We start from the raw sequence: 19,517 nt of genomic DNA, 5'->3' as shown, positions 1-19,517 counted from the left end.
TTTATCACCCTTCGTTCTCCTCGGTCACTCATCCAGGCCCGAGAGAACAATTGCCCTGGGACGTTCGACCCAGTTGTCCTGACCTGATGGCACTATTTCTATTAGGTCGATCTGCGTTTCGCTGATGTTGATGATTTGGCCATGATTCCGGCCCAGAAAATTACCGACCTGGACTCTGTGAATCTCGCCATTGCCATCTCGTATCAACGCCCAGAGAGCCTCTGAATCCAATCCCGTCAAGGTACCAACCATGGCCAGGTTTTCTATACGGAAAGACTCCAGATACTCAGGTACCCGATTCGGATCGGGTCTGACATTGCTTTTTGGTTCCTCACCTTCTTCGCTCTCCACTTCCACCGGACGGGGCACCTCGAACGGAGAGCGTTCACCACTGGCTGTGTAAGATACCAGTTCGAAAGATTTGTATTCAGGCGGGGGCGGTATGCTTCCTGAGGGGCGTGCGTTGACTTCCTCGACGTAATCCCGCAGATCGGCCAGTGGGTCCTCTTGGACACAAGCCGTCAGCAATACCACCACGGGAACTATCCAGCTAACTTGTTTCATTGGCCACCCCCGGGATTGTAACGGTAGGTGCGTGCTTGAATGGTCATGCTCAATGGCGCTTCGGAATTGACACTACCCTGGCCTTGCAAGGAAATATTAAAATCATGAAGCGTCACAATTCGAGGAATCGCCGACATGGCACTGACGAAGTTACCCATTTCATGGTATGAGCCACGAACAGCAATGGTGATCGGAGTCTCGATGTAAAATTCCCTTACCACGTCTGAACTGGGCGTGATCCGGTCGATCTCCAGGCCACTCTGGGTGCCGGTCGTGCTGATGTCGTCCAGTAGCCCGGGCATTTCGGTTTCATCGGGAAGTTGATTGAGCAGTGTGCCAAAAGTCTCTTCCATTTCAGCCAGTTGAGCCTTGAATGCATCGAGATTAGCCACCCGAAATGCCTTGGATTGATATTCCTCTTTTAATGAAGGTTCCCTGCCGGTTGCACGCTCCAGCTCTTGATAAGAATTTTTAATGGCGAACCAATAGAACCCACCTATGATCGCAACTATGACGATCAGTAGAGTAAGCATCTTGATCCCGAGCGGCCAAGACCCCATATTTTCAAAATCAGGGTTGTTATAGTCGAAACGCCTGAATCCGTCCAAAAATTCTTGAAAGGTCATTCATCAGCCTCCGAATTCGGATTGGCGCGTTGGACGCGAAGACTGAAGGTATTTCCGACAACCTCCTGCCCTTCCTTAATAGACTGTACATTGATCAGGAATGCGTTCTGGAACCAGGGTGATGTGTCCAGATTACGAAGAAAATCAGAAATACTTAAAGGCCGGTCGGCCCGCCCACTGATATTAATCGTTGTGCCCTGGCTACTCAGCGAAGTGAAGTAGACTTCTTCCGGTGTCGCTTCCACCAACTCTTCAAATACGTGAACAATAATAGGCCGGTCACCCTGAAGGCTTTGAATCACCTCCATCCGTTCAACCAGCTTTTCACGCTGCTCTCGCAAAGTCCTGATTTCCTCGATCTTCTTGTCCAGATCGGATATTCGCTGTTGAAGGAATGTATTGCGCTGTTCCTGCTGCTGTATCTGAGCCTTCACAGTCTGATTCCAGGACCAACCCGCAGCACCGGCAGCGACAACCACCAACACCAAAACCAGAAGAAACTGCTGTTGTCGTTCCTTGCGGCGTTCTTCACGCCAGGGCCTTAAGTCAATATTTGCCACGTTCAAAACTCCTCAGCGCCAGGCCACAGGCGATCATCAGTGCGGGGGCGTCATTGGTGAGGTTGCTGGCATTGACCTTATTGGAGAGCGTCATGTTGGCGAACGGATTGGCGATCAGGGTATTGGTACCAATCTTTTCTTTCACCATTTGCGCCAGACCCGGGATGGATGACGTCCCTCCCGCCAGAACAATGTAGTCCACATCGTTGAACGGGGAGGCTGCGAAGAAAAACTGCAGTGAACGGCTGACCTGCTGCACGACGGCTTCCTTGAACGGCTCCAGTACCTCGCTGGCGTAATCGTCCGGCAAGCCACCCTGTTTCTTGGCGAGACCGGCCTCGGCCTGGGTCATGCCGTAGCGGCGCATGATTTCTTCGGTCAACTGCTTACCACCAAACAACTGCTCACGAGTGTAGATGGTTTTTCCATCGTTCAAAACACTGAGCGTGGTCATAGTGTGACCGACGTCAACCACCGCGACAGTCAATCCCTCTTCACCGGGAGATTCGAGCTCAGGCAGGAGCAGTTGGAAGGCGCGCTCGAGAGAGAAGGCTTCCACGTCCACGGCGCGGGATTCCAGACCGCCGATTTGCAGGGCGTCTTCACGCAGCTCGACGTTCTCCCGCCGGCAGGCCGCCAGCAGGACGTCCACCAGAGTATCACTCTTGCTGGATGGGCCGATGACATCGAAATCGATCGCCACTTCATCCAGGGGATAGGGGATGTATTGATCCGCCTCGACCTGAATCTGGCTTTCCATCTCTTCGTCGGACATGCCGGCGGTCATCTCGATGGTCTTGGTGATCACCGACGAACCGGACACGGCCACAGCCGCCTGTTTCAACTTGGAGCGGGACTTTGAGACCAATTTACTAATGGCCTCGCCGACACCCTCGACATCGTTGATGTTTTTCTCTACAACGGCATTTTCAGGCAGGGGTTCGACCGCGTAAGCTTCAACACGGTAGCCGTCTGACGTCTGATTGAGCTCCATCAGCTTCACCGAGGTGGAGCTGATGTCGATGCCCAAAAGCCGTTTTTGCTTCTTTTTGAATAGCGAGGCCACAGATGTTTCCCTTCAACGACACGTACTTACGAACGTTTTATAGGTATTTACATTAACTATTACATAACACAATAGACCAATCCGCAATGTATAAAAAGCCTCAATTCTGCCTATAATGTCGCACTTTTGAGGCATTTTTCAGCTAACCCCTTCTTTTAATTGGGAAAACATGAAGTTTCTGGCCAAATCAACCACATTCGTCCTCTGGACAGCGTTCTCTTTAATTTGTGCCCTGGTTCTCATTTCATCCAGCGTCTATCTCTACCTGGTTCCGACGCTGCCTGAGGTCGAGACATTAAAGGACATACAACTCCAGACCCCGATGCGCATCCTGAGTGCGGATAACCGGCTGATCGAGGAATTCGGCGATCAGCGTCGAACACCGTTATCCTTCGAGGAGGTTCCCACCCAGTTCGTGCAAGCCCTGATTGCCGTCGAGGACAGTCGCTTCGAGGAACACTTCGGTGTCGACCCGATCGGGTTCACCCGGGCCGTGCTCACCGTCCTGGCCACGGGCGAGACAGACGGTCCGGGGGGGTCCACGCTCACCCAGCAGGTGGCGCGGAACTTCTTCCTGACCCGGGAAAAGACCATCACCCGGAAGTTCACCGAGATTCTGCTGGCGTTTCAAATGGAGCGCGAGTTGACCAAGGAGGAAATCTTCGAACTTTATGCCAACAAGCACTTCCTCGGCTACCGTTCCTATGGCATCCAGGCGGCGGCGGCCGTTTATTATGGCCGCGACATCAGCGATCTGACATTACCGGAGCTGGCCATGATCGCCGGCCTGCACCAGGCCCCGTCCACCGCCAACCCGCTGGCCAATCCGCAACGGGCCGAGCGGCGACGCAATACCGTCCTCGGGCGCATGCATGAATTGGGCTACATAAGCGACGCAACCTATCGGGAGGCCGCACAAGCCCCATTGACGGCCAGCTATCGAGGTAACCGCCCGGGCATCGAAGCCAACTATGTGGCCGAAATGGTGCGTGATTTCATGATCGAACAGTACGGCGAATCAGCCTACTCGGATGGCTATACCGTCCACACCACCATCAACAGCACCCTCCAGGAAGCGGCCAATCGAGGGGTTCGCAAGTCGTTGCTGGAGTATTCCAAACGCCATGGATATCTGGGTCCGGAAGACCACATACCCGAACAAGGCCAAACGCCCCCGGAAGCCTATGCGCACTGGCGTGAAACCGTGGATGCGACGCCCTCATTCGGGGATTTGACTCCAGCCATCGTGGTGCGAGCCGATGAGGACGAACTCTGGGTCCTGCCCAAGGACCGGCCACTGATGCGTTTACCGTTGTCCGCCATGGACTGGGCCCGCCCGCGCATCAAGGTCGACGAATTTGGACCGGAACCCGAGATCGCGATGCAGGTCGCGGTACCTGGTGATTTGATTCGATTGCATCAGATCGACGGTGAATGGCAACTTGCCCAGATCCCCAACGCCCAGGGTGCTCTGGTCTCGCTCGATCCGCAGGATGGGGCGATCCAGGCACTGACCGGCGGTTTCGATTACTTTCTGTCCAAATACAATCGGGCGGTACAGGCCAACCGCCAACCGGGGTCCAACTTCAAACCCTTCGTGTATGCCGCTGCGCTCGACAAGGGCTACACCCCCGCCACCATCGTCAACGACGCCCCGATTGTACGGGCGGACGCCACCCTCGAAGACGTCTGGCGTCCACGCAACTCCGGGGACCGCTACCTTGGCCCCATCCCCATGCGCCAGGCGCTCTATCAGTCCCGCAACCTGTCCAGCATCCGCATTCTGGACGATATCGGCATCGACTATACTCTGGACTACGCCACGCGTTTCGGATTCGATCGGGCCAAGCTGGCCAACGACATGACGCTGGTGCTCGGCAGTGCGTCCATGTCGCCGCTGGAAATAGCCCGGGGGTACGCGGTCTTCGCCAATGGCGGGTATCGGGTGGACCCCTACTTTATCGCCAGCATCGAAGATGTGAACGGCAATATTATCTATGAAGCCCAACCCGCGGAGGTTTGCCGGAACTGCCCGGAAACCCCGACGCCATACTGGGAAAACGAGTCGGAGCCGGTCGCGGAAACCGACACCGCAGGCGCTTCCGGTGTCGACATCGAGCCTATTGAATTGAATCTGGAAGGAGGTGGTGAGGAATCTCAAACGCAGGTACAGACCGCCCGGAGCCAACGGCGTTACGCATCCCAGGTTATCTCCGAACAAACCGCCTATCTGATCGATTCCATGCTGAAGGATGTCGTGCGGCGAGGCACCGGACGTGTGGCCTACCAGACAATGGGTCGCGAAGACCTGGCCGGCAAGACCGGGACCACCAATGACGCGGTTGATGCCTGGTTCACCGGTTACAATGGCGATTTCGTGACGTCGACCTGGGTCGGCTACGACCAGCAGGTCGGCCTCGGTCGATCGGAATACGGCGGCAAGGCGGCCTTGCCGGGCTGGATCGAATACATGCAAACGGCTCTTAAGGGCGAACCCAGCAATGAACTGCCCCAACCGGTGGGCATCGTTAGGATGCGGATCGATCCGAAAACCGGATTGCTGGCACGCCCCGGTCAAAGCAGCGCTATCTTCGAAATTTTCCGCCAGGATACGGCGCCGACCGAATTCAGCCGTGAAGACGTGACCATCGACTTTTCAGGCGGCGGCGAATCGCAATCCAGTGATTCGGTCTCACCGGCGGAGCTGTTCTAGGCGGGTATCGGCCCTAATCAGGCCGTCATATCGTCAATCACACATAAAAAAGGGGAGTCAGCCACCAGGCTGACTCCCCTTTTATGTACCGGCTAGCGGATCAGGCCTTGTACTGCTCCGGTAGCGGCACGCGGGCCACGCCAGTCTCGACCGCGGCACGAGCCACGGCGCCGGCCACCCGGTTCAGCAGGCGGGCATCCATCGGTTTGGGAATGATGTAGTTGCGACCGAAGGTCCATTGTTCGCCGCCGTAGGCCGCCACCACTTCCGGCAGGACCTCTTCCTTCGCCAGTTCCTTGATGGCGAAGGCGGCAGCCAGCTTCATTTCTTCATTGATCGCGGTGGCGCGCACATCCAGCGCACCGCGGAAAATGAAGGGGAAACCGAGCACATTGTTGACCTGATTCGGGTAGTCCGAACGACCGGTGGCCATCACCAGGTCGTCGCGCGTCGCCAGGGCGAGTTCCGGGCGAATCTCCGGATCCGGATTGGCGCAGGCGAAGACAATCGGGTTGGGCGCCATTTTCTTCAGTTGATCGGCGCTCAACATGTCCGGACCGGACAGACCGAGGAAGATGTCGGCGCCGTCGATGGCGTCATCCAGGGTACGTGCGGAGGTGACCTGATTGGCGAACTCGGCCTTGTATTTGTTCAGGTCATCGCGGCCGCCGTGAATAACACCCTTGCGGTCGATCATCAGGATGTTGTCTTTCGGCATGCCGGCGGAAACCAGCAGGCGGCTGCAGGAAATGGCGGCGGCGCCGGCACCCAGGCAGACCAGCTTGGCATCCTTGATCGATTTGCCCTGGACTTCCAGCGCATTGAGCATACCGGCGACGGTGACGATGGCTGTCCCGTGCTGGTCGTCGTGAAAGATCGGCACCTTGCAGGTTTCGATCAAACGACGCTCGACCTCGAAGCATTCCGGGGCCTTGATGTCTTCGAGGTTGATGCCGCCGAAGCTTTCGGCGATCAGGGAGACGGTCTTGACGATGTCGTCGACGTCTTCGCTGTCGATTTCGATGTCGATGGAGTCTACATTGGCGAACCGTTTGAACAGCAGCGCCTTCCCTTCCATGACGGGTTTGCTGGCGAGCGACCCGAGGTTACCCAGGCCGAGAATGGCGGTTCCATTGGAGATGACGGCCACCAGGTTGCCTTTCATGGTGTATTTGAAGGCGTTTTCCGGATCCTCGGCGATGGCGCGGACCGGCTCGGCGACGCCCGGGCTGTAGGCCAGCGACAGGTGTCGCGAGGTTTCCGCCGGTGTGGTGATTTCTATGCTCAACTTACCGGGACGGGGCAAGGAATGATACTCAAGCGCATCGCGCTTTAAATCGTCTGACATGATCGATTCCACTTATTGTTATGGCGAGAGGTAGGTAGTGCCCGCAAGCATAACCAACGGCATGAGGCGGCTCAAGCGAAGGATGGCGAGGATACCGCACGACAGTGTTGAACGCTGCGCAAGAACAGACTTGGCAACGTCAGGGTTACTCATTATTCGGAGACAGGAATCCGCCAGGATGGCCGGGTAGGGCCCCCAGGGTCGCGGTGAATACATCCATGTACGCTAGACCGCAGCATCCCTGCTGCGCACTACCCTGGATGACCCTACCCGGCCACTCTGGCTCATTACAGGGGCTGTTCATGCACACACAAAAAAGCCCGGCACGAGGCCGGGCTTTCGGATTCACTGGAGTCAGTGAGCGTGCAGAGATTACTTGCCGATTTTGCGAGCGCCAAAGCGGGACTTGAAGCGGTCGATACGGCCGCCGGAATCAACGATCTTCTGCTTGCCGGTGTAGAAGGGGTGGCAAGCGGAGCAAACGTCCAGGTGCATTTCACCGCCACGGGTGGAACGGGTTTTGACGACGTTGCCGCAGGAGCAGTTCGCGGTCAGTTCCTGGTACTTGGGATGGATATCAGCTTTCATGGGTCACCTCTGCTGTGCCGCCACCCGGTCTTGCCGGGCACCGCACTTTGACGTAAGAATCTGCTTCGGGGCACAATGCATGGCTTTTCCAGGACCGGCCCCAAAATTGGGAGCGCAATCATACCAGAGTCTGATCGATTGACAACCACTCTCGCCAGTACCGTCACCATCGCCGATATCGTTGTTCCCGGGCCTTTCCAGGCGCCCTTGAGTTATTGTTTGCCACCGTCCGGTGAGGTTCTCCCCGGGCAGCGGGTTCGGGTTCCGCTGCGCAAGAAGACAGTAGTGGGGCTGGTGACCGGTAAGCGCCAGGTTTCGGAAGAAGAGGCCGGACGTTTGAAGCCGGTTGAGGCGATTCTGGATGAGGAACCCTTGGTGGGGGCATCCTTACTGGCCATTGCCGATTGGATCAGCCGCTACTATTTATACGATGCCCACAGTGCCTACTTGCTGGCCTTGCCCGCCACCCTGCGCAATGGCGATGCGGCCGCATTGGCCGAGGAGGAACAGGTAGCGCTGACCGTTGCCGGGGAGCACCTGGAACCCGGTCAATTGAAGGGCGAGCGCCAGCAACAAGCCCTGTCATGGCTTCAGGCACATGGTCCGGGCACTCCCTCCGAACTGCGTTCCCAGGGCATTCAACGACCGCATTGGCAGGGGCTGGTGAAAAAACGCCTGGCTCGAACCGAGGCCGCGAGTGCTTCTCCCAGAACGCCTGTCGGCGAGCTCAAACAGCCCCCGCTACCGCTCAATGACGATCAGCAGGCCGCGCTCGACGCACTCCGGATCGGCCAGTTCAACGCCTTGTTACTCGAAGGCATCACCGGCAGCGGCAAGACCGAAGTCTATCTGCAGGCGATGGCCTCGGTGCTGAACGCCGGCCAGCGGGTTCTGGTTCTGGTTCCCGAAATCGGCCTGACCCCCCAGACCCTGGCCCGCTTCCAGCAGCGATTCGGCGACAAGCTGGTCGCGCTGCACAGCGGCCTCAACGACCGGCAGCGCCACAACGCCTGGTTGCGTGCCAAAACTGGCGAAGCGGCGATTGTGCTCGGCACCCGCTCGGCGGTAATGACACCCATTCCGGACCTGGGCCTGATCGTCGTCGACGAGGAGCACGACAGCTCCTTCAAACAACAGGACACACTGCGCTACCACGCCCGGGACGTCGCCATCTATCGGGCTCGCCAATCCGGCATTCCAGTGATCCTGGGCTCGGCGACACCCTCGCTGGAATCCCTGCACAACGCGCAATCGGGCCGATATCGCCATGCCCGCCTGCAACAACGGGCCCAGGGTCACCGACTGGACCGGCTGGAAACCATCGACATGCGTCGCCAGCAGCACCAGGACGGTCTCTCGGAACGCCTGGTCCACAGAGTCCGCCAACACCTGGACAGCGGCAACCAGGTCCTGCTGTTCCTCAACCGGCGCGGCTACGCCCCGTCCTGGTTCTGCACCGCCTGTGGCTGGATGGCCGACTGTCCCTTCTGCGACGCCCGTTTGACCTACCACCGCAGCCGCCACATGACCCTGTGCCACCACTGCGGCTACCAGGCCCGTCCCGAAACCACCTGCCCGGACTGCGGATCGCACGAACTGATGCCGCTCGGCGCCGGTACCGAACGCGCCGAAGAAGCCCTCGGCCAATTGTTCGGCGACGTCCCCATCATCCGTTTCGACCGGGACGCCATCACGTCCGCCAAAACACTCGATGCCCAGCTGTCGCGCACCCAAGAAGCCGGACCGGCCATCCTGGTCGGCACCCAGATGCTGGCCAAAGGCCACCATTTCGACCGCGTCACCCTGGTCGGCATTCTCGACATGGACGCCGGCCTGTTCAGCGCCGACTTCCGGGCACGCGAAAAAATGGGTCAACTGCTCATCCAGGTCGCCGGCCGCGCCGGACGGGGCGAACGAGCCGGAGAAGTCGTCCTGCAAAGCTGGCACCCCGACCACCCCTTCTTCGAACCCCTGCTCAACCAGGACTATGCCTCCTTCGCCCAGCAACTGCTGACCGAACGCGAACGCTCCGGCCTACCCCCCTTCGGCTACCTCGCCTGTCTGCGCTCCGACAGCGCCTACCCGAAGCGCGCCGAACAGTGGCTCGGAGAAATGGCCGAGCGCCTGCTCGCCACCGGCGAGGTCCGCGTCTTCGGCCCCCTGCCCGCCATCCTCTCGCGCCGGGCTGGGAAGCACCGTTTCATCCTCCTGGTCCAATGCCAAAGCCGAGCCCGACTGCACGCCGTACTCGAACCACTGGTTCGGGACTACCCCCGGCAGCATCGCCAGGTGAGCTGGCATTTGGATATCGACCCGATCGATTTGATGTAAAGCACTGAAGCTTAAGAGGAATCGTTGATGGCTAGCGCCGGGGGCCGGGTAGGCCTGTTCGGGGATGTCGGCCGCCAGGACGGCGGCCGTCAAGCCCCCATGGACGGGTTCACGGCGACCCCGAACAGGCCTACCCGGCCGCCGGTGCGGGTTCCTGGCAACACACGAAACCCGAGCAAGGTGGAGCCCAAAGCCCTATTCGTGGATAATGCGCACCTCACAGAACACATCACCGACCGCCCGGTCGGTCAGCACTCACCTACGGAGTTCCAACACCGATGAAAGAACAGGTTGCCGAGTTACTGGGTCAAGCCGTCGATCAGTTGAAGGCCAAAGGCACGATTCCGGGCGACCACCCCGTGCGCATCATGGTCGACAACACCCGAGACAAAACCCACGGCGACCTGGCCAGCAACCTGGCGCTGACCCTGGCCAAGCCCTGCGGCCAAAAACCGCGCGACCTGGCCGAAGCGATCATCGAATCCCTGCCGGATAACACCCTGATCAGCAAGGTCGAGATCGCCGGCCCCGGTTTCATCAACTTCTTCCTGGCCAGCGACTCCGTCGCCGAAATCGTCGGCGACATCTTGGAGCAAGGGTACGACTTCGGCCGCAACACCAGCGGCCAGGGCGAAAAAGTCCAGGTCGAGTTCGTCTCCGCCAACCCCACCGGCCCCCTGCACGTCGGACACGGCCGGGGCGCCGCTGTCGGCGATTCCCTGTGCCGCGTCATGGACGCCAACGGTTGGAACGTCACCCGCGAGTTCTACTACAACGACGCAGGTGCCCAGATCAACAACCTGGCCCTGTCCGTCCAGGCCCGCGTAAAAGGCCTGACACCGGACGACCCGAGTTGGCCGGAAGACGGCTACCGGGGTGAATACATCATCGACGTCGCCAACAGCTACAAGGCCAAAGACACCATCGACGCCGACGACCAGCACGTTACAGGTTCGGGCGACCCGGATGACCTCGAGGCCATCCGTCACTTCGCCGTCGCCTATCTGCGCCGCGAACAGGATTTGGACCTCAAAGCCTTCGGCGTCGAATTCGACGTCTTCTTCCTCGAATCCTCGCTGTACACCGAGGGCAAGGTCGAGGCCACCGTCCAGCAACTGATCGACAACGGTCATACCTACGAAAAAGACGGCGCACTCTGGCTGAAAACCACCGAATTCGGCGACGACAAAGACCGCGTCATGCGCAAGAAGGACGGCAACTACACCTACTTCCTGCCGGACGTCGCCTACCACAAAGACAAATTCGAGCGCGGCTTCAAGCGCGTTATCAACGAACAGGGCGCCGACCACCACAGCACCGTCACGCGTGTCCGCGCCGGCCTGCAGGCCCTGAACGAAGGCATTCCCGAAGGCTACCCGGACTATGTACTGCACCAGATGGTCCTGGTCACCAAAGGCGGCGAAGAAGTCAAACTCTCCAAGCGCGCCGGCAGCTACGTCACCCTGCGAGACCTGATCGACGAAGTCGGCCGCGACGCCACCCGCTACTTCCTAGTCTCACGCCGGGCCGACTCCCAGTTGACCTTCGACATCGACCTGGCCCGCAGTCAGAGCAACGACAACCCGGTCTACTACATCCAGTACGCCCACGCCCGGATCTGCGCCGTACTTGGCAAAGCCAGTCAGGACGACCTGGACAACATCACCACCTCCGGCGTCGCCGCCCTCGGCGAACTGGAACTGGACGATGAACGCGAACTGGTCACCCAGCTGCGTCGCTACCCCGAGGTTGTCCAACACGCTGGCCAGACACTCGAACCCGCCGTGATCGCCACCTACCTCAAGGAACTGGCGTCCATCTTCCACGGCTACTACAACAACCACCGCATCCTGGTCGACGACCCCTCCGTCATGATGGGCCGCCTTGCCCTGTCCGCCGCCATCAGGCAAGTCCTCGCCAACGGCCTCGACCTGCTCGGCGTCGGCGCTCCGGAGCAGATGTAACATGGCCCGGGACTTCGCCAGCAAACGACAACCGGAACCCGAGCGCAGCCGAGTACCCGGCTGGGTCTGGGTGTTCACCACCCTGACCGCCGTCGCCTTCGTCGGGTTCCTCTACTACCTGACTCAGATTCCCTCGGATGGATCATCCGGGGCCGACGCTGTTCGTAAAGAAGTCCAGAACCTCACGCAGCAACCCAAAACCCAATCCGAGCCCAAGCCGGAGCAAAATACCGAACCCAAGACCAGCGACGACACCACCCGCAGCCTCGAACAGGCCTTTGAGTTCTACAAACTGCTCAAAGACGACGAAGTCCCCGTCATCCTGCCCGAGCCCAAAACTCCCGGCGCCGACCAACCCGGCACCGACGCCCCCAAAACCACCGTGCCCGAAGGCGGCAAACGCTGGATCATCCAGGTCGCCTCCTTCAGCCAGGTCGCCGACGCCGACCGCCTGCGCGCCGAACTCATCATCAACGGCCTCACCGAAACCCACCTCGCCACCGTCGAACTGGGTGATCGCGGCACCTACCACCGCGTCATGGTCGGCCCGTTCGAGAACCGATCGAGATTGAACAAGGCTCAGGATATTCTGGTGGGGTTGAATCATGAGGTGATGGTTCGGTCGTTGGATTGATCGCCATCCATGGCAATCGTTGGTTGAGGAGTCTCGGATCGAGGTCGCGCACAGCGTGCGCTCCTACGATGTCCTGATTCACGAATTTCACACGATGACTACCGCCCGGTCCCCACGCCAAACAAGCCTACCTCCGAGACGCTTAGTAGAAAGGAATGTCGTTGGTTATGTAACCACGGATCCGAGCGCCCGGCGGAGGGGTGGCCCTGCCGAGGGATATCCGAGGCATGGATGCCGAGGCTAAGTCCCCATGGATGGGTTCACGACGGCCCTCGGCAGGGCTACCCCTCCTCCGGGTGCGGACCACTGGCACCTACCCAGCCAACCACTGGCACCCAAGCCAAAAGTAACCTCCCAACCAGCTTCGCCTTTGAATTCCCCACCCCGTCCCCATCTAGGCGAGTGAAGCCAACAAAGGAACACAACACCACATGACAACCATCGTATCTGTGCGCCGCGACGACCAGGTCGTTATCGGCGGCGACGGTCAAGTCTCCCTGGGTAACACCGTCATGAAAGGCAACGCCCGCAAAGTCCGTCGGCTCTATCACGAAAAGGTCATCGCCGGCTTCGCAGGCGGCACTGCGGACGCCTTCACCCTGTTCGAGAAATTCGAAGGGCACCTGCAGCAACACAGCGGCCACCTCACCCGCGCCGCCGTCGAACTCGCCAAAGAATGGCGCAGCGACCGCGCCCTGCGACGCCTGGAAGCCATGCTCATCGTCGCCGACAAAGAAAGCACCCTGGTCATCTCCGGCACCGGCGACGTCGTCGAGCCCGAACACGGCATCGTCGCCATCGGCTCCGGCGGCAACTTCGCCCTGGCCGCCGCCCGAGCCCTGTCCGAGAACACCGAGATGAACGCCGAAGACATCGCCCGTCGCGCCCTGGACATCGCGGCCGACATCTGCGTCTTCACCAACCACAACGCCGTATACGAATCCCTGTGAGAGGTCTGTGATGTCGACCATGACTCCCCGTGAAATCGTCCATGAACTGGACAAATTCATCATCGGCCAGGACAAGGCCAAACGCGCCGTTGCCATTGCCCTGCGCAATCGCTGGCGCCGTATGCAGCTCGACGAGACGCTGCGCGACGAAATCACCCCGAAAAACATCCTGATGATCGGTCCGACCGGCGTCGGTAAAACCGAAATCGCCCGTCGCCTGGCCAAATTGGCCAACGCCCCCTTCATCAAGATCGAAGCCACCAAGTTCACCGAGGTCGGCTACGTCGGCCGGGACGTTGAAAGCATCGTGCGCGATCTGGTCGAAACCGGCATCAAGATGCTGCGCGAACAGGAAATGCAGCGCGCCCGCCCACGTGCCGAGGACGCCGCCGAGGATCGCATCCTCGACATCCTGCTGCCGCCAGCGCGCGACAGCCACTACGGCGATGCCAGCGACGACAAGCCCAAAACCGACAGCAGCACCCGCCAGATCTTCCGTAAAAAGTTGCGCGAGGGTGAACTGGACGACAAGGAAATCGAGATCGAGATCGCCGAGCCCAACATGGGCGTCGAAATCATGGCGCCTCCCGGCATGGAGGAGATGACCAGCCAGTTGCAAAACATGTTTTCCAACATGGGTGGGCAGCGCAAGACCAAAAAGCGCAAGCTCAAGGTGAAGGACGCCTACAAGCAATTGGTCGACGAAGAAGCCGTCAAGCTGGTCAACGAGGAAGAGTTGAAGCAAAAAGCCGTTAAATCGGTGGAACAGAACGGCATCGTCTTCCTCGACGAAATCGACAAGATCGCCAAGAGCGACCAGCGCACCGGCGGTGAAGTCAGCCGCGAAGGCGTCCAGCGCGACCTGTTGCCGCTGATCGAAGGCAGCACCGTCTCCACCAAATACGGTATGGTCCGCACCGACCACATCCTGTTCATCGGCAGCGGCGCCTTCCACTTCTCCAAACCCAGCGACCTCATCCCGGAGCTGCAGGGCCGATTACCGATTCGTGTCGAACTGGATGCCCTGACCCCGGACGATTTCAAGCGCATCCTCACCGAGCCCGACTACTGCATCACCGATCAGTACAAAGCCCTGATGGGCGCCGAAGGCATGACCGTCGAATTCACCGAGGATGCCATCGACGCCCTCGCCAAGACGGCTTACCAGGTCAACGAGAGCACCGAAAACATCGGCGCCCGTCGCCTGCACACCATCATGGAGCGTCTGTTCGAGGATCTTTCCTTCCGCGCCAGCGAATTGAGCGGTCAAAGCCAGACCATCGATGCCGCTTACGTGAATCAATTCCTGGGCGAACTGGCTCAGGATGAAGACCTCAGCCGCTTCATCCTCTAACCCGGCTTGACAGGAGCGTACACCATGACCCAGGCCCCGAAGTCGATCAAATACCGACGCGAAGATGCCGAGTTGCACCTGATCTGGCCGGACGGCACCGAACACCGCCTCAGCGCGGAGTTCCTGCGCGTCCACTCCCCCTCGGCGGAGGTTCGGGGCCATGGAGTCGGACAGGAGGTTCTCCAGTTGGGTAAAAAGGACGTCGCCGTCCTGAAGCTGGAACCGGTCGGACGTTACGCCCTGAAGATCGTCTTCGACGACGGCCACGACTCGGGCCTCTACGACTGGGGCTACTTGCGTACCCTGGGCGACGAGAAAGACGCCTACTGGGAGCGCTACCTCAAACGACTCGAGGAAGCCGGACAAAGTCGGGAGCCTCTGTTTATCAAGGCCCGACAGTTGTAGGTTTGCTTCAGTGGCTAGGCGTTTTGGTGGCTGGGTTGGCATTGTTGCCATTGGTCAGCGGCGGCTGCCGGGTAATGCCCTCAGGGGTCGCCGTGAATACGTCCATGTAGGCTTGGCGGCCGCATCCATGCGGCCGACATCCCCTGATGGCATCACCCGGCATCCGCCGCTCGATTCAGTGCCACCTACACCATACCTTTTAACGTAGGTTGGATTAGCTCGAAGAGCGTAATCCAACAATCCATCCCTACTTCCCTACCTTATTCATTGCCCTGGTTTGTATTTGTCGGATTACAACCCTTAGCCTTATCTGACTTGAGATTTCATTCAAAATAAAACCTTGAGCGCCTGTATGGGAGTGGATGGCTCCAAAGGTAGTGGTCGGGGATCGGGATACTTTGGAAGGGGCATCAGAGCCATGGATGGCGAGGCTAAGCGTCCATGGATGGATTCACAGCGGCCCCTGGAAGAGTATCCCGGTTCCCGAACACGGGCCACAAGCACAACAACCCAATCAACCACGGACCATTTGGGCTTTACCCCCGGATGCTTTAGCATTGCCCGGTCTATTCAATCGGCCTGCGGATGATGAAATACCGAGACCTGCGTGACTTTCTGGACGGCCTGGAACAGCGAGGCCAGCTTAAACGGATTCAACAATCCGTCGATCCCCACCTCGAAATGACCGACCTCTGCGACCGGGTGCTGCGACAGGAAGGCCCCGCCCTGCTGTTCGAAAACCCGACCGGCTACTCCATGCCCGTGCTCGGCAACCTGTTCGGTACTCCCGAACGCGTCGCCCAGGGCATGGGCGCGGACTCACTCGAAGATCTGCGTGAAATCGGTCGTATGCTGGCCTACCTCAAGGAACCCGATCCGCCGAAAGGCCTGAAGGACGCCTGGGGCAAGCTGCCTCTGGTAAAAAAAGTCATGTCCATGGCCCCAAAAACCGTCCGCAACGCCCCCTGTCAGGAAGTCGTCTTTGAGGGCCCCGACGTGGACCTGGGCACATTGCCGGTCTGGACCTGCTGGCCCGGGGACGCGGCACCCCTGATCACCTGGCCGCTGGTCATCACCCAGGGACCGAACGGCGGCCGCACCAACCTCGGCATTTACCGCCAACAGGTCATTGGCCGCAACAAGTTGATCATGCGCTGGCTCGCGCATCGCGGTGGCGCGTTGGACTTCCAGGCCTGGCAGCAGGAAAAACCGGGCGAGCCCTTCCCGATCGCCGTCGCCCTGGGTGCCGACCCGGCGACCATTCTGGGCGCCGTGACCCCGGTTCCGGATACACTGTCCGAATACGCCTTTGCCGGCCTATTGCGTGACAGCCGCACCGAACTGGTCAAATGCAAGACGCACGACCTGATGGTCCCGGCCAGCGCCGAAATCGTACTCGAAGGCTACCTGCACCCGGGTGAGACCGCCGACGAAGGTCCCTATGGCGACCACACCGGGTACTACAACGAAGTCGAAACCTTCCCGGTCTTCACCGTCGAACGCATCACTCATCGGGAAAACCCGATCTACCACTCCACCTACACCGGTCGTCCGCCGGATGAGCCAGCCGTACTCGGCGTCGCACTGAACGAAGTCTTCGTACCGATTCTGCAGAAGCAGTTCCCTGAAATCGTCGACTTCTATCTGCCGCCCGAAGGCTGCTCCTACCGCATGGCCATCGTCAGCATGAAAAAGCGCTACGCCGGCCACGCCAAACGCGTCATGATGGGCGTCTGGTCGTTCCTGCGGCAATTCATGTACACCAAATACGTGATCGTCGTCGACGACGACGTGAACACCCGCGACTGGAAAGACGTCATCTGGGCCATCACCACACGCATGGACCCCACGCGCGACACCGTCCTGATCGACAACACCCCCATCGACTACCTCGACTTCGCCAGCCCCGTCCCCGGCCTTGGCTCCAAAATGGGGCTCGACGCCACCAACAAATGGCCCGGCGAAACCGACCGCGAATGGGGACGCCCCATCATCAAAGACCCCGACGTGTCCGCCAGAGTTGACAGCCTGATGACCGAACTGGGGCTCTAAGCCCCGGTAACCACACCCTTTATTGATCTCCATCAGCTGACAAAGCGGATTTCTTTCATTATAATCTTGACCAATCAGTCAACTTTTATAGGAGCAACCACATGAACTGGTTGGAAATCTACGGCTACCTCGGCTCAGTCCTCATCGCTGTGTCACTCATGATGGCCGACATCTACAAACTGCGCTGGATCAACCTCGTCGGCGCCGGCGCCTTCGCCAGCTACGGCCTGCTGATCGGCGCCTGGCCCGTCGCTGCCCTGAACGGCTTTATCGTCCTCATCGACATCGTCCACCTGTGGCAACTCTACCGAAAACCCAAAGCCGCCCGGTCCGAAGTCGAATTCCAGGTTGCCGACGCCTACGTCCAAACCGTCCTCGCCGCCACACTGCCGCAAATCGACGGACTGGCCGCCAATGAACGGATCCGGGTCACCTTCGAAGGCACTCAACCGGTCGGGTTCGAAGTACTGGAAGAACAACCCCATTACCCTGCGACGGCAGAAAAACTCGCGGCTTGATCCAATCTGATTTTGGATCGCTTGCGAGCTTCGTAACCACTGATTCGAGTGCCAGAGATCGGCCATGCTCTGGAGGGGGTATCTGAGGCATGGATGCCGATGTTTAGCGCCCATGGATGGGTTCACAGCGGCCCCCGGAGGAGCATAGCCGGTCTCTGGCACGGAACACGGGCACCCAAGACTACTGGCAACAAACCAAGAACAACCCCGGAACGCCCAAAACCGACCACCCCATGGCCCCATCGGAAACTCACTGTGTATAATGTCCATTGACATAAACCAACCGGAGAGTTTCCGTGACCGAGCACGCCCTGACCACCGCCACCCTGCACGACCTCAAAAAACTCAGCGGCGGCGTCTGGCTGGTCCAACTCAAACCCCTCGAACCCTACCCTTTCGAAGCCGGCCAACATACCGAACTCAAGATCCAGGGCTTCAACGACCTCTACTACACCATCGCCTCCGCCCCCGACAGCCCCTGCATCGAACTGCACATCCAGTCTGGCACGCCCCAGGCGGACGCCCTGATCGACTGGCTTAAAAACGCCGACGCCGTCCAGCTCGCCCCGGCCGCCGGCGACACCCGGCTCACCACATTGCCCGACGAGGCCGGCCCGCTATTACTGATCGCCTCGGGCACCGGTTTCAGCCAAGTCAAATCCATCGCCGAAGACCTGATGGGCCACAACAGCCAGCGCCAAATCCACCTGTACTGGTCCGGCTACCGCCTCAGCCAGCTCTACATGCTGCAAAAAGCCGAAGCCTGGGCCGACCAGCACGACAACCTGCACATGTCCGCACTGATCTCCGAACACAGCCACTGGGAAGACAAACACCAGATGCTGGTGCACAGCATCCTCGGCGATCACAGCGACCTGGACCGCTGCCAGGCCATCTGCTGCGGCTCCCCGGCCATGGTCTACACCGTCTACGACGCCCTGTGCGCCGAAGGGCTGCGACCGAACGCCATGCTCAGCGACGTCTTCCACTACGCCCCCCGGCCCGCCTCGGAACAACAAAAACAAGGAGTCTGACCATGAACACCGCGGAAGTGCTGAAAATCTTCGGACTCGAACCCCGTGAAACCCGCATCTACCTGGCTCTGCTTCAATCCGGCCCGGCTTCGATTCGCGACATCGCCGACCGCGCCGGCATCAACCGGGGAACGACCCACGAACTGCTGAAACGCATGCAGCAAAAAGGCGTGGTCAGCTATTTCCCCAAGGGCAAGCGACGCCACTTCAGCGCCGAACCACCACAACGATTGAAAGAATTGGCGCTGAATCACCAGCAGCAGGTCACCGAGGCGATGGAATTGCTGGACGACAAGGTGATACCGGAACTGAGTCACCTGAGGCCGGCGACCGGTAATGCGGATGTCCACTACTACGAGGGCGACGACGGCATCGAACTGGTACTGAAAGACATTTTGTCGACGGTGAGCGAGCAGGAAACACGCAGTTACTGCATCTACTCCGCCAAGGCGATCCGGAAATACCTGTACCGCCCCTTTCCGAACTACACCCGCCAACGGGTAAAGCTGGGCATCAACGTGAAGGTCATCGCGATCGGCGAGGGTGGCGAAGAAGCGCCGTTGGCGGACCGCAAATGGATCAACGAAAAATCCAGCGACCGCGCCGGCAGCTACATCGCCATCTATCCCCCGAAGTTGGCGATGATCTCCCTGAGCCACGGCGACCTGCCAACGGCGGTGGTCATCAACTCTCCCACCATCGCCAACACCCAACAGGTCATTTTCAATACTCTGTGGGAGACTCTCTAGTCTCAAAACGCTGCCAATGGGCTATTTTGTGCCTGGGTTGTATCTTGCTTAGACGCCTTGG

Annotated in this window: 17 protein-coding genes; 11 read left to right on the top strand and 6 right to left on the bottom strand. The window is 59.4% G+C overall.

All coding sequences use genetic code 11. The features are described 5' to 3' along the window. Window positions 1-24: 24 nt before the first annotated feature. Genes IE111_RS04520 through IE111_RS04505 form a run of 4 tightly spaced genes read right to left on the bottom strand, consistent with a single transcriptional unit; the run spans window position 25 to window position 2,816 of the window. A complete protein-coding gene (locus tag IE111_RS04520; protein WP_189607311.1) occupies window positions 25-564 on the bottom strand; it encodes a pilus assembly protein PilP in 540 nt (179 codons plus the stop codon). Further along, entirely contained in the window at window positions 561-1,190 is a 630-nt protein-coding gene (locus IE111_RS04515; RefSeq protein WP_189607310.1) for a type IV pilus inner membrane component PilO, read from the bottom strand. The genes IE111_RS04520 and IE111_RS04515 overlap by 4 nt, the downstream gene beginning before the upstream one ends. Next, a complete protein-coding gene (locus IE111_RS04510; RefSeq protein ID WP_189607309.1) occupies window positions 1,187-1,750 on the bottom strand; it encodes a PilN domain-containing protein in 564 nt (187 codons plus the stop codon). Before IE111_RS04510 ends, IE111_RS04515 begins: the two co-directional genes overlap by 4 nt. Next, the gene (locus IE111_RS04505; RefSeq protein ID WP_189607308.1) at window positions 1,737-2,816 is read right to left on the bottom strand and encodes a pilus assembly protein PilM; all 1,080 of its coding nucleotides are present in this window, start codon (window positions 2,814-2,816) and stop codon (window positions 1,737-1,739) included. Before IE111_RS04505 ends, IE111_RS04510 begins: the two co-directional genes overlap by 14 nt. A 169-nt stretch (window positions 2,817-2,985) precedes the next feature. On the opposite strand from IE111_RS04505, the gene IE111_RS04500 reads away from it, so the two are divergent. After that, on the top strand, window positions 2,986-5,529 hold the full coding sequence (locus tag IE111_RS04500) for a penicillin-binding protein 1A (RefSeq protein ID WP_189607307.1): 2,544 nt from the start codon (window positions 2,986-2,988) through the stop codon (window positions 5,527-5,529). Window positions 5,530-5,629: 100 nt separating this feature from the next. On the opposite strand, the gene IE111_RS04495 is transcribed toward IE111_RS04500, so the two are convergent. Next, window positions 5,630-6,877, bottom strand: a complete 1,248-nt coding sequence (locus IE111_RS04495; RefSeq protein ID WP_189607306.1) for a malic enzyme-like NAD(P)-binding protein — start codon at window positions 6,875-6,877, stop codon at window positions 5,630-5,632. Window positions 6,878-7,249: 372 nt separating this feature from the next. Beyond that, entirely contained in the window at window positions 7,250-7,465 is a 216-nt protein-coding gene (gene rpmE / locus IE111_RS04490; RefSeq protein WP_189607305.1) for a 50S ribosomal protein L31, read from the bottom strand. A 138-nt stretch (window positions 7,466-7,603) separates the two neighbouring features. Between rpmE and IE111_RS04485 the strand changes: the two genes are divergently transcribed. From IE111_RS04485 to IE111_RS04440, 10 genes are all read left to right on the top strand, one after another. Then, window positions 7,604-9,796, top strand: coding sequence for a primosomal protein N' (locus IE111_RS04485; RefSeq protein WP_189607304.1), 2,193 nt, complete (start codon window positions 7,604-7,606; stop codon window positions 9,794-9,796). Window positions 9,797-10,074: 278 nt separating this feature from the next. After that, entirely contained in the window at window positions 10,075-11,760 is a 1,686-nt protein-coding gene (gene argS / locus IE111_RS04480; RefSeq protein ID WP_189607303.1) for an arginine--tRNA ligase, read from the top strand. Window position 11,761: 1 nt separating this feature from the next. Continuing rightward, window positions 11,762-12,394: an SPOR domain-containing protein gene (locus IE111_RS04475; protein ID WP_189607302.1), complete on the top strand. Its 633-nt coding sequence runs from the start codon at window positions 11,762-11,764 to the stop codon at window positions 12,392-12,394. 431 nt (window positions 12,395-12,825) lie between these two features. Then, on the top strand, window positions 12,826-13,344 hold the full coding sequence (gene hslV / locus IE111_RS04470) for an ATP-dependent protease subunit HslV (RefSeq protein WP_189607301.1): 519 nt from the start codon (window positions 12,826-12,828) through the stop codon (window positions 13,342-13,344). 10 nt (window positions 13,345-13,354) lie between these two features. Then, window positions 13,355-14,698 carry an ATP-dependent protease ATPase subunit HslU gene (gene hslU, locus IE111_RS04465; RefSeq protein ID WP_189607300.1) on the top strand — a complete coding sequence of 448 codons (1,344 nt, stop codon included), beginning with the start codon at window positions 13,355-13,357 and terminating at the stop codon, window positions 14,696-14,698. 24 nt (window positions 14,699-14,722) lie between these two features. Further along, window positions 14,723-15,103 (top strand): gamma-butyrobetaine hydroxylase family protein, encoded by a 381-nt coding sequence (locus tag IE111_RS04460; protein WP_189607299.1) that lies wholly within the window; start codon window positions 14,723-14,725, stop codon window positions 15,101-15,103. A 588-nt stretch (window positions 15,104-15,691) separates the two neighbouring features. Next, the gene (gene ubiD, locus IE111_RS04455; protein WP_189607620.1) at window positions 15,692-17,155 is read left to right on the top strand and encodes a 4-hydroxy-3-polyprenylbenzoate decarboxylase; all 1,464 of its coding nucleotides are present in this window, start codon (window positions 15,692-15,694) and stop codon (window positions 17,153-17,155) included. Window positions 17,156-17,256: 101 nt separating this feature from the next. Then, complete coding sequence (locus tag IE111_RS04450) at window positions 17,257-17,673, top strand: hypothetical protein (protein WP_189607298.1); 417 nt, start codon at window positions 17,257-17,259, stop codon at window positions 17,671-17,673. A gap of 296 nt (window positions 17,674-17,969) precedes the next feature. Further along, entirely contained in the window at window positions 17,970-18,707 is a 738-nt protein-coding gene (locus tag IE111_RS04445; protein WP_189607297.1) for a ferredoxin reductase domain-containing protein, read from the top strand. Window positions 18,708-18,709: 2 nt separating this feature from the next. Beyond that, entirely contained in the window at window positions 18,710-19,456 is a 747-nt protein-coding gene (locus IE111_RS04440; RefSeq protein ID WP_189607296.1) for a TrmB family transcriptional regulator, read from the top strand. The last annotated feature ends 61 nt before the right edge of the window (window positions 19,457-19,517 follow it).

Source organism: Saccharospirillum salsuginis, assembly GCF_014651855.1.
In the GTDB taxonomy this organism is placed as follows: Bacteria; Pseudomonadota; Gammaproteobacteria; order Pseudomonadales; family Natronospirillaceae; genus Saccharospirillum; species Saccharospirillum salsuginis.
The sequence above is the reverse complement of the archived record's forward strand: the minus strand, read 5'-3'. Positions and strand labels throughout refer to the sequence as shown.